Source organism: Bacillus sp. JJ1474 (assembly GCF_036965225.1).
Classification (GTDB): Bacteria; Bacillota; Bacilli; order Bacillales; family Cytobacillaceae; genus Cytobacillus.
Map to the genome: position 1 here is coordinate 41,148 of NZ_JBALPC010000051.1, position 10,977 is coordinate 52,124.

A 10,977-nucleotide genomic window follows, 5' to 3' on the forward strand; every position below is an offset into this window, starting at 1 on the left:
CTTCTTTTCTCATATATTAAAATATTCTCTTCTTCCCTTGTTCATCTTTCAGAATTTCAACTGCTTCTCGGAATCTTTGCGAATGAATAATTTCCCTCTCTCTTAAGAACCGGAGACCGTCATTTAGATCTACATCATCACTCATGTTGATAATCCATTGATAAGTTGCTCTCGCTTTTTCTTCTGCGGCAATATCCTCATATAAGTCTGCTATTGGATCTCCTTTAGCTTGAATATAAGTTGCTGTAAAAGGAACCCCACCAGCATTTTCGTAATAGAGAGCATTGTCGTGGTTTGCGTAGTGAGCACCTAGGCCTGCCTCTTTCATTTGCTCTGGTGTTGCATCCTTTGTAAGCTTATATACCATCGTTGCAATCATTTCTAGATGGGCAAACTCCTCTGTACCAATATCTGTAAGGAGACCAATCACTTTATCTGGGATAGTATAACGCTGATTTAAGTACCTTAAAGCAGCTGCAAGCTCACCATCTGCTCCGCCGTATTGTTCAATTAAGAATTTAGCCAGCTTCGGGTTACATGTGCTTACTCGAACTGGATATTGCAGCTTTTTTTCATAAACCCACATAATTTTCCCGCCCTTTCATAAAAATTTTGCAATTAAGACAAATCGGTAGCTTCAGCCCCTGGGCTAAGGCGTTCTTAAACTTGCCATGGCCATGGCGAGTCATCCCAGTTCCATGGTTTGCCTGAATAACTGTGACCGAATTGCATGAGCGGACCAAATTGGCTTTCAAACAGCTTTCTAATCTTTTTTCTTTCGCTAACATAATGATTAAATTGGTTAATCGCATCTTCGTCCCCATTATGAGTATCTAGGTATAAAGTGAGTTCAACTAAGACAAAGTCAACTACCTGAAGCTGTTCTAATAATTGATAATATTCTGCAGGCATCTGTTTCATGTAGAGGCTTCCTCCTTAGCCTTCTCATACGGGCTATAATAGGGATCATAAAAAGCTTTCCAAAGAGTTCCATGTCGTAAAGCTTCCATTGGCGTAAATTGCGGTAAGTTTGGCGGCTGGAAACCCATATAAAGATGTGGGGGTGTCGAAAACGTTTTTACACGAATCGGTTCACAAGGATCAAAAGGACTGACATACGGATGGTAGGTCTTTACAGGTGTAAACATGCAATCCCTCCTTCAATTTGTATCATTCAATCTTATGACTAAATGTCTGCAATCATGTTTGATTATGAAGGTATATTAATGGCTGTTATCGAATATTTAATACATTATCGTAAATAATTCTCTGGGGTGAGTGGAATGTTTGTAAAAAGCGTTATGATTCCTAAATATTCTAGTTATACAATTAATCATGAATCAACAATTAAAGAAACCCTTGACAAATTAGAGGAGCATCAAATCGATGGATTGCCAGTTTTAAATGGTGACAACTATGTCGGAATGATTACCAGATATGGGATCTATGAAAATTACTTTAAATCTAAACAAATAAAGGAAGATTTTTTACAGAATACGAAGGCAGAAGACATCGCTACACATCAGGATCAATATCTTAAGGGGAATGAGATCTTCGAAAAAACCTTGCTAAGTTTAAAGGACTTTCCGCTATTGGCTGTTCTTGATGAGAAGCAAAGGTTTTTAGGGGTCGTAACGCGTTTTGATGTTCTTGCCCAGTTTCAATCTGCATTCGGTATGAACAAACCAGGTGTTAGAATTGCGTTTACCGCTTCTGAAACAGAAGGAAGATTAGCGAGATTATCTGAGATTGCCCGTCAGTTTCATGAACAGATCATTTCGATCGTCACATTTGACGAAACAGATAAACTAGTACGCAGGATTGTAATGAAGGTAGAAAAGAAAGACAATATAAAGAAATTCCTCGAAAAGCTTGAGGATTCAGGATTCAGAATTCTTGATGTTCATGAAGAGTAATAGTTGTCCGATTGAATAATAAATCAAAGCAATAAAGAATAATCCCCCTCATACAATTTTATGGGAGGGATTTTCTTGTTGCGTAAAACAGTTCAGCTTATTGGCGGCTTCCTTTGTGGTTTACTGTTTATTGAGTGGTTTCCAATTAGTGTTCCATCAGGGCTTACGGAAATTTTGGCTGCTTGCATTTTGAAGCCAGTTCCATTTTTTGCTTCTGCAGTTGTCTTCATTATTGGCTTTCTGACAAATGCTGAGTTGATTGGTGAAGAGGTCATCCAAACAGTTCAGTTATTTATGAAACGCAAGACAACGCTATTTAATTTATTGTTTTCTTTGTTTTTTCTGGCAGGCTTTATCACCTTATTCTTATTAGGATTTTGGCAAACAGTTGTATTTTTCTGTTTTTCTATTCTTTATGGTATTATTTCTATAGATTTCAGGGAACTTAAACTAGCAAAAGTATAGATAACAGATTGCGGGGCAGGAGCATTATGATTTTTACAATAGTTATCATTTTAGTATTAATAGGAATAGGGTTTATTGCATTTATGTATAGGGAAGCGAATGCAGATCGAGTCATATTAAATGATCTGTCCTTCAAAGAATTTCCAGCAAGCTTTGGTGAAGTCAAGATTTTTTTCATTTCTGACATACATAAGAGAGTCATCTCAGATAAAATTATTGAGGAAGTTCGTTTATTGAAACCAAATATCATTATTATTGGCGGCGACTTAGTTGAAAAAGGAGTTCCGCTTCAAAGAGTAAAAGAAAATTTAGCTAAACTAAAAACATTAGGCCCTGTTTATTTTGTATGGGGCAATAATGATTACGAAGTAAATTTTCGTGAGCTAGATACTATATTTTTGGATTTTGGCGTTAAGGTTCTTGATAATACTGCAGTATCCTTTGAATCAGAAACAGGTGATAAATTCATATTGTTAGGTGTTGACGATATGAGTAAAAAACGCGATAGACTTGATCTCGCTTTACTTGATGCGGGTCAAACAGGCTTTAGAGTTTTAGTAAGCCATAGTCCTCAAATTATGAGCAAAATAAAAAAAGAACATCAAATATCCTTAGTGTTAAGCGGTCATACACATGGAGGGCAAATACATATTTTGGGCTACAGTCCTTATGAAAAAGGGGGTATAAAAAAACGAAAGGAAACGACATTATTAATAAGTAATGGTTATGGAACAACCGCTTTGCCATTAAGATTAGGAGCAAAAGCAGAAACACATTTAATCACGTTAAATAATGGGAATTAGGGGAGGCCTATGCTTGTCTTCTTTACAGTAATGAGGTAAAGGCAAATTAAAGCGCATAAGGTAAATAACTTAGACGACTCACCATCCTTTGTTTCTGTCATACACTAAATAAAAGAGTTAGTTCACGGCAGGGGGCAGTTACATGCGCTTAGAACGTTTAAATTATAACAAAATCAAAATTTTTCTAACTCAAGATGATTTATCGGAAAGAGGGCTAACGAAAGAAGATATTTGGAAGGATTCGATGAAATGGCATCAGCTTTTCCATGATATGCTTGAAGAGGCAAGTGAAGAATTTGGGGTAGAAATTCAAGGCTCTGTTGCAGTAGAGATATTCTCCATGCAGGCACAAGGGATGATTATGATCGTAACGATGGAGGATCAGAATGATGAGGAACTGCTTCAAGATGGCTTTATAGAAATGCAGGTTATCATGGATGGCAGCGAGGAATTATTCTTTGAATTGGAAGACTTCGAAAATGTCATTCAGCTGGCAAGGCGTCTTCATATATTAAACATAACAAACACAAGCTTGTATGCTTATAATAATCATTATTATATTCATCTGAAAAACCAAAATCCGGACGATAAAAATAAACTTATAGCTATTATAGCGGAGTATGGGAATCCAGCTATTATAAGTATTCATGTGGTAGAAGAATATGGAACGGAAATAATGAAAGATCAGGCTGTGGAGAAACTTATGCATTTCTTTCGTAATTAATAGAGGAGGGAGGATCGTTTTCTCCCTTTCCAAACTAATCTGCCGTTTATTTAAAAAATGATTTTTTCCTTAATAAAACAATAGTAAAAACGGTTACATAAAATTATCAAAAAATGCGGAAAAATATTTCTACTATCTTGCATATATTAATCAAAGGTGTATACTATTGCATGGAAGCGAACAACAAATGATAGTGATTTTTAGGAGGTTTACTAATGGTAGCCAATCATGGTACTGATACTAAAAAAGAAGACAAGCTTGACGTATTAAAGTCAACGCAAACGGTTATTCATAAGGCTTTGGAAAAGCTAGGTTATTCTGATGAGGTGTTTGAATTATTAAAAGAGCCTCTTCGAATGATGACAGTTAAAATCCCAGTCCGGATGGATGATGGAACAGTTAAAGTCTTTACCGGCTACCGGGCACAGCATAATGATGCGGTTGGGCCTACAAAAGGTGGAATTCGTTTCCATCCTGGTGTTACTGAAAAGGAAGTTAAAGCTCTATCGATTTGGATGAGTTTAAAATGTGGTATTGTTGATTTGCCATATGGCGGTGGTAAGGGCGGTATTATCTGCGACCCGCGTAATATGTCATTCCGTGAATTAGAAGCTTTGAGCCGTGGATATGTACGTGCCATAAGCCAAATCGTTGGACCTACAAAAGACATTCCAGCGCCAGATGTATTTACAAATTCACAAATTATGGCATGGATGATGGACGAGTACAGCAGAATGGATGAATTTAATTCACCAGGCTTTATTACTGGAAAGCCATTAGTACTAGGTGGATCTCACGGCCGTGAGACAGCAACAGCTAAAGGGGTAACAATTTGTATTAGAGAAGCTGCTAAGAAGCGCGGCATTGAATTAGAAGGTGCTCGTGTTGTAGTTCAAGGCTTTGGTAACGCAGGAAGCTTCTTATCTAAGTTCCTTCATGACGCTGGTGCAAAAGTGATTGGTATTTCTGATGCTTACGGTGCATTACATGATCCTAATGGACTTGATATTGATTATTTATTAGACCGCCGCGATAGCTTCGGAACAGTAACTAATTTATTTAATGATACAATTACAAATAAAGAGCTTTTAGAATTAGACTGTGATATTTTAGTTCCAGCTGCAATTGAAAACCAAATTACGGATGAAAACGCACATAACATTAAAGCGAAAATTGTAGTAGAAGCAGCAAATGGGCCAACTACATTAGAGGCTACGCAAATTTTAACTGAGCGTGGAATTCTTCTCGTTCCAGATGTATTAGCGTCTGCAGGCGGTGTTACAGTTTCTTACTTCGAGTGGGTGCAAAATAACCAAGGCTACTACTGGTCAGAAGAAGAAATTGCAGAAAAGCTTGAAAAGATTTTAGTACAATCCTTTAATAATATTTATGAAACTTCACAATCCCGCCGTGTAGATATGCGTCTTGCTGCTTATATGGTTGGCGTGCGCAAAATGGCTGAGGCATCAAGATTCCGCGGCTGGGTATAAGTTCATTATTTGAATCTTAATGAAAAATCTCCTATCATATTTGATGGGAGATTTTTATTTATTGAAGGGAGAACTAAAAATGAAATGTGAAGAAGCAATTATTGTAGGGGGAGGTCCGTGTGGGTTAGCAGCTGCGATTTCTCTTCAGGAAATAAGAATGAATCCGCTTGTGATTGAAAAAGGAAATATCGTTAATGCCATTTACCATTATCCAACACATCAAACTTTTTTTAGTACTAGTGAAAAGCTGGAAATTGGCGGAGTGCCTTTTATTACAGTTGACTATAAACCAAGAAGAAACGAAGCGTTGTCCTATTATCGAGAAGTTGTTAAACGAAAAAAAATCCAAATAAATGCTTACGAAAAGGTTTTGTCGGTTACGAAACAAGAAAGCGGATTTTTAGTAATGACAGATAAGGATGAATACAGGTCGAAGAATGTAATAATTGCAACAGGCTATTATGATCATCCGAATTACATGAATGTTCCAGGTGAAGGATTGCCTAAGGTATTTCATTATTTTAAAGAAGCCCATCCGTATTTTAATAAAGATGTCATAGTAGTAGGCGGAAAAAATTCTAGTGTGGATGCTGCATTAGAATTAGTGAAAGCTGGTGCGAGAGTTACAGTTATTTATAGGGGAAGCGAATATTCACCAAGTGTAAAGCCATGGATCTTGCCTGAGTTTGATTCCCTAATCCGTAATGGGGTGATCAAAATGGAATTCAATGCGCATGTGAAGGAGATTTTAAACGATAAAGTGATTTATACAGTAATAGAAGAATGTTTTGAGATAAAAAATGATTTTGTATTTGCCATGACAGGCTACCATCCAGACCATCACTTTCTGCAAGCGATGGGCGTCCATATTGATTCCGAGACAGGAAGGCCGATATTTAATATTGAGACAATGGAAACAAATGTCGAAGGGATTTATATTGCTGGTGTCATTGCTGCTGGCAATAATGCGAATGAAATTTTTATTGAAAATGGCCGGTTTCATGGTGATTTAATTGCAAAGGCAATCGTCAATAAAGAATATAAGAAGTAAAAAAGAAATCGGCATTTTTCGCCGATTTCTTTTACATTCACCATTAAACCATGAACATCTCTTCAATTTCTTTACTGCTATTGGTGGTGGCTAAACCAACGAGCAGTTTGATTCGTGCTTTCTGACCATTTAAGCCATTGGAAAAAATGACTCCTAAATCTTTAAGTTTTTTTCCTCCGCCTTCATAACTATAAACGTCTTGGGCTATTCCATTAAAGCATCTGGATACGATGACAACAGGTATGTTTTTTTCTATAAGGGCCTTAATCCCTTCTACTGTTGCAGGCGGCAAATTCCCTTGACCTAATGCCTCAATAACTACTCCCTGATAGTTTAAGTCACGGATGGCAAACAGAAGTGTTGAATCCATCCCAGCATGTGCTTTTATTAAGGCAACGCGTGTCGATACATGATCAATGTCATAAAATTCATTGTTCGTTGGCAGATGGTGGAAAAACACGCCTCTTTTTGTCACGATTCCAATCGGTCCATATTGAGGACTTTGGAAGGTGGAAACATTACTTGTATGAGTCTTCGTAACATTCTCTGCCGTATGAATCTCATCGTTCAATACGACAAGAACTCCTTTATATTTTGCCTCTTCACATGAAGCAACTTTAATAGAAGTAATTAAATTGTAGAGGCCGTCTGCACCAATTTCATTGCTTGACCTCATAGCACCTGTTACGACAATGGGCAGAGAAGTCTGAACTGTTAAGTGCAGGAAATACGCTGTTTCCTCTAGTGTATCTGTTCCATGTGTAATTACGACTCCAGAGATTTCTTTTTTCTCTAAATAGCGATTAATTAGATCCTTCAGCATAAGCATTTCCACAGGAGTAATATGCGGGGAAGGAAGATGAAATGGCTCCTCGATAATAATGTCTGCTAGTGTAAGCAGTTCTTTCGTTTTTTCCGTAATCGGATTGCTTTCAGACGGCTTAACAGCTCCAGTAGATGCATCTTCACTCATTGAAATCGTTCCGCCTGTATGTATAACAAGAATTTTTTTCTTTTGCATATTGAATACCTCCAACTTTACAAAAATATAAAACTAATTTAGTGTAAAAAGTGTATAATTGAATGAAAGTTTACTATTTTAGAGATTTAACATATTTCTTATTCCAAAATTTGATAATCCATTTTCTTTCTTCCTTCATCATGTTACGATAAAAGTAATGGATAATGGTACAAAAATTCATTGCTAATGATGAAATTTAGCTGCATATTGGGGAAATGACCTCATTAATTTATAGAAAAGAGGACAGTACATGCTTGGTATTTTATCTGCGGGTATTGCCCCTGGATTAGCGCTATTAAGCTATTTTTATTTGAAAGATCAATATGGCTCTGAGCCGGTTTTTACAGTTTTTAGGACCTTTTTATTTGGTGCAATTCTTGTTTTCCCCATTGCGTTTATTCAATATGTTCTGGAAACAGAGTACAATATACAATCAAGCTTTATAAATGCATTTCTTTCTTCAGGGATGCTGGAAGAATTTTTTAAATGGTTTATCCTGTTTTATGCAGTCTATCAGCATGTTGATTTTGATGAACCATATGATGGTATTGTATATGGTGCATCTGTATCATTAGGGTTTGCTTCGTTGGAAAACATCTTGTATCTTATTTCCCATGGCTTAGAGCATGCGATTGGCCGAGCGCTTCTGCCTGTTTCCAGTCATGCTTTATTTGGTGTTATTATGGGCTATTATATAGGAAAAGGGAAATTTTCAGCAACCTCTAAGGCGAAATGGCTTATGCTTTCCTTCCTATTTCCTGTTATTCTTCACGGTACGTATGACTTCATCCTGATTACCCAAGAAAATTGGCTGATCATTATGTTCCCATTCATGATATTTCTTTGGTGGTTTGGATTAAGAAAGGTTAAGAAGGCCCGCGAATTAAGCGCGAAACATATAGAGAACCAGCTAAACTACTAAAAGCAACTCTTCATTCATAAATGAGGAGTTTTTTTTATTCGTCAAAAAATAACAAGGGATTTGCATAAAAAACCAGCTACTACAAAATATAGAGATAATGTCATCAAGATTTACTTTGGAGGTACGATTCATGAAAAAGAACTTTTTGTTTACTAAAGTAATTCTTATTGTCTCTATTTGTATGATTTTAGTCCCTATGAGTGGAAACGAGCAGAGGGCAACAGCTTTTACCAATCAAGTCATTCAGCAAGGAGCTGTTGGAGATGATGTAATTGAATTACAGTCAAGACTGCAATACTTAGGATTTTACAACGGAAAGATCGATGGGGTATTTGGATGGGGAACGTATTGGGCTTTAAGAAATTTTCAATATGAATTTGGACTCGAAATTGATGGGATGGCAGGAGCTGATACGAAAAACAAGCTCGTCAAGGCATCTAAATATAATCAGCAATTTGTAAAGGAGCAAATTGCCAAAGGCAATAAATTTACTCATTACGGGGGAGTAAATCTCGAATCGCAAAAAAAACCAGCAAAAAGTACGCCTGCTCCTGCAAAGAATCAAACAGCCCAAAAACCAACAGCAGCTAATATGCCTAACGGTTTTTCGCAAAATGATATTCAATTAATGGCTAATGCTGTTTATGGTGAAGCAAGAGGAGAGCCATATACAGGGCAAGTGGCAGTAGCGGCTGTTATTTTGAACCGTGTAAACAGTGCATCATTCCCGAATACCGTATCAGGCGTAATTTTTGAACCAGGAGCATTTACTGCTGTGGCAGATGGCCAGATTTGGCTTACTCCTAATGAGAGAGCAAAAGAAGCTGTTATTGATGCCATTAATGGCTGGGACCCTACAGGACAGGCACTTTATTATTTTAATCCTGATACTGCAACTAGTGCATGGATTTGGACACGTCCGCAAATTAAGCGGATTGGGAAACATATTTTTTGCAAATAAAGAGGTGAGGAATATTGATTAGAGGAATATTAATTGGCGTACTTACATTAGGTGTGGCTGGAACTGCATTTTGGGGCTATCAAGAGCATCGTGAAAAAAATGCAATCTTAATGAACGCGGAAAATAATTATCAGAATGCCTTCCACAGCTTAACGTATAATGTAGATTTACTGCATGATAAGATCGGAACAACATTGGCAATGAATTCCCGTAAATCCTTATCTCCAGCTTTGGCTGATGTTTGGAGACTTACATCAGAGGCACATACAAATGTCGGTCAGCTGCCGCTAACGTTATTGCCATTTAATAAAACAGAGGAGTTTCTTGCAAATATTGGTGATTTTAGTTACAGGACGGCTGTTAGGGATTTAGATAAGGAACCATTAACTGATAAAGAATATGAGAACCTAAAAAAATTATATTCCAACTCTGCTGAGATCCAGAAAGAATTACGGAAAGTGCAGCACTTAGTTCTCAAAAATAATCTTCGCTGGATGGATGTAGAAATGGCAATTGCTACAGGCAAAGAAAATGCTGATAATACCATTATTGACGGATTCAAAACGGTAGAAAAAACAGTCGAGGGCTACGGAGAAACGGATCTTGGCCCAACAAAAGTCAGTTTAGAGAAGGAAGCTAACAATTTTAAAAACATAAAAGGCAAGGTGATTTCACAGCAAGATGCAATCAATATTGCTAAAAAATATTCAGGTTTTAATAATGATGTTGCCGTTCAAGTGACAGAGAATGGAAAAGGCTCTGATTATGGATTTTATAGTGTATCTATTTTGAATCAGAAAACAAAACAAGAAGCCAACATGGATATTACTAAAAAAGGCGGATATCCAATCTGGTTTATTCTCTCAAGAGATATAAATAAACAAACAATAAGCTTGAATGAGGCAAGCAATCAAGCACTTAAATTTCTGAATGATAATGGATTTAATGGTTTGGAACTTTTTGAAAGTGCACAGTACAATCATACAGGAGTATTTAACTTCGTTTCAAAGCAGGATGATATTAGAATTTATCCAGACTCCATTAAAGTAAAGGTTGCATTAGATAATGGGAATATCGTTGGGTTTTCAGCAGGGAACTATTTGAAAAGCAACCACAATAGAATCATTCAGAAACCGGCCATTTCTCTTGAAAATGCTCGTTCTGATATAAATCCTCAAGTTAAAGTTATGGAAAACAGGCTTGCAGTTATTGAAAATGATTTAGGGAAAGAGGTTCTCTGTTATGAGTTCCTTGGCACACTTGGTAACGATACGTACCGGATCTTTATTAATGCAGAAAATGGGCATGAAGAACTTGTTGAAAAACTAAAAAATGCAGAACCGATTTATGAAGATGTTCTTTAAGGAAAGGTCTTAAGCCTTTCCTTTTCTTTTTGCATATAAATGTCGATGTACAAACACTAGTATACATGTCATAATAAAATGACAAGATTATCCTATTGAAAGAAAATGGACAGAGAAAGTGTGGTCAGCATGATAAAAATTGGTGATGTACTTTTTTTAGAACCGAGGTATTCGAAAAGTGTTGAGAAATACAAATGCAAAATTTTAGAAAAAGGGGACAATTCGGTATATATCGATTATCCGATAAATATGAATACGAA

At 36.7% G+C, this 10,977-nt stretch carries 14 protein-coding genes; 10 read left to right on the forward strand and 4 right to left on the reverse strand.

All coding sequences use genetic code 11. The features are described 5' to 3' along the window. Positions 1-16: 16 nt before the first annotated feature. The 3 genes from V7164_RS08160 to V7164_RS08170 form a co-directional block, all read right to left on the reverse strand. Complete coding sequence (locus tag V7164_RS08160) at positions 17-586, reverse strand: manganese catalase family protein (protein WP_335346386.1); 570 nt, start codon at positions 584-586, stop codon at positions 17-19. 74 nt (positions 587-660) lie between these two features. Next, a complete protein-coding gene (locus V7164_RS08165) occupies positions 661-921 on the reverse strand; it encodes a spore coat protein CotJB (RefSeq protein WP_335346387.1) in 261 nt (86 codons plus the stop codon). Further along, positions 918-1,148, reverse strand: coding sequence for a spore coat associated protein CotJA (locus V7164_RS08170; protein ID WP_335346388.1), 231 nt, complete (start codon positions 1,146-1,148; stop codon positions 918-920). The genes V7164_RS08165 and V7164_RS08170 overlap by 4 nt, the downstream gene beginning before the upstream one ends. 135 nt (positions 1,149-1,283) lie before the next feature. Here V7164_RS08170 and V7164_RS08175 point away from each other — a divergent pair, with 135 nt between their 5' ends. The 6 genes from V7164_RS08175 (at position 1,284) to V7164_RS08200 (ending at position 6,449) form a co-directional block, all read left to right on the forward strand. After that, positions 1,284-1,916 (forward strand): CBS domain-containing protein, encoded by a 633-nt coding sequence (locus V7164_RS08175; RefSeq protein ID WP_335346389.1) that lies wholly within the window; start codon positions 1,284-1,286, stop codon positions 1,914-1,916. Between the two features lie 75 nt (positions 1,917-1,991). Next, positions 1,992-2,381, forward strand: a complete 390-nt coding sequence (locus V7164_RS08180) for a hypothetical protein (RefSeq protein WP_335353853.1) — start codon at positions 1,992-1,994, stop codon at positions 2,379-2,381. A 26-nt stretch (positions 2,382-2,407) separates the two neighbouring features. Continuing rightward, the gene (locus V7164_RS08185; protein ID WP_335346391.1) at positions 2,408-3,184 is read left to right on the forward strand and encodes a metallophosphoesterase; all 777 of its coding nucleotides are present in this window, start codon (positions 2,408-2,410) and stop codon (positions 3,182-3,184) included. A 142-nt stretch (positions 3,185-3,326) separates the two neighbouring features. Beyond that, positions 3,327-3,908 carry a genetic competence negative regulator gene (locus V7164_RS08190; RefSeq protein WP_335353854.1) on the forward strand — a complete coding sequence of 194 codons (582 nt, stop codon included), beginning with the start codon at positions 3,327-3,329 and terminating at the stop codon, positions 3,906-3,908. Between the two features lie 215 nt (positions 3,909-4,123). Beyond that, on the forward strand, positions 4,124-5,398 hold the full coding sequence (locus V7164_RS08195; protein WP_066294204.1) for a Glu/Leu/Phe/Val family dehydrogenase: 1,275 nt from the start codon (positions 4,124-4,126) through the stop codon (positions 5,396-5,398). 79 nt (positions 5,399-5,477) lie between these two features. Continuing rightward, the gene (locus V7164_RS08200; protein WP_335353855.1) at positions 5,478-6,449 is read left to right on the forward strand and encodes a YpdA family putative bacillithiol disulfide reductase; all 972 of its coding nucleotides are present in this window, start codon (positions 5,478-5,480) and stop codon (positions 6,447-6,449) included. A gap of 43 nt (positions 6,450-6,492) precedes the next feature. Here the strand turns inward: V7164_RS08200 and V7164_RS08205 are convergent, their stop codons facing one another. After that, positions 6,493-7,470 (reverse strand): asparaginase, encoded by a 978-nt coding sequence (locus V7164_RS08205; protein WP_335346394.1) that lies wholly within the window; start codon positions 7,468-7,470, stop codon positions 6,493-6,495. A 250-nt stretch (positions 7,471-7,720) separates the two neighbouring features. Here V7164_RS08205 and prsW point away from each other — a divergent pair, with 250 nt between their 5' ends. From prsW to V7164_RS08225, 4 genes are all read left to right on the forward strand, one after another. Then, on the forward strand, positions 7,721-8,392 hold the full coding sequence (gene prsW, locus V7164_RS08210) for a glutamic-type intramembrane protease PrsW (RefSeq protein WP_335346395.1): 672 nt from the start codon (positions 7,721-7,723) through the stop codon (positions 8,390-8,392). A gap of 130 nt (positions 8,393-8,522) precedes the next feature. Continuing rightward, on the forward strand, positions 8,523-9,353 hold the full coding sequence (gene sleB, locus V7164_RS08215) for a spore cortex-lytic enzyme (protein WP_335346396.1): 831 nt from the start codon (positions 8,523-8,525) through the stop codon (positions 9,351-9,353). 14 nt (positions 9,354-9,367) lie between these two features. Continuing rightward, complete coding sequence (gene ypeB, locus V7164_RS08220; protein ID WP_335353856.1) at positions 9,368-10,717, forward strand: germination protein YpeB; 1,350 nt, start codon at positions 9,368-9,370, stop codon at positions 10,715-10,717. 129 nt (positions 10,718-10,846) lie between these two features. Then, on the forward strand, positions 10,847-10,977 hold a 131-nt coding region (locus V7164_RS08225; protein ID WP_335353857.1), incomplete at its 3' end, for a flagellar brake domain-containing protein.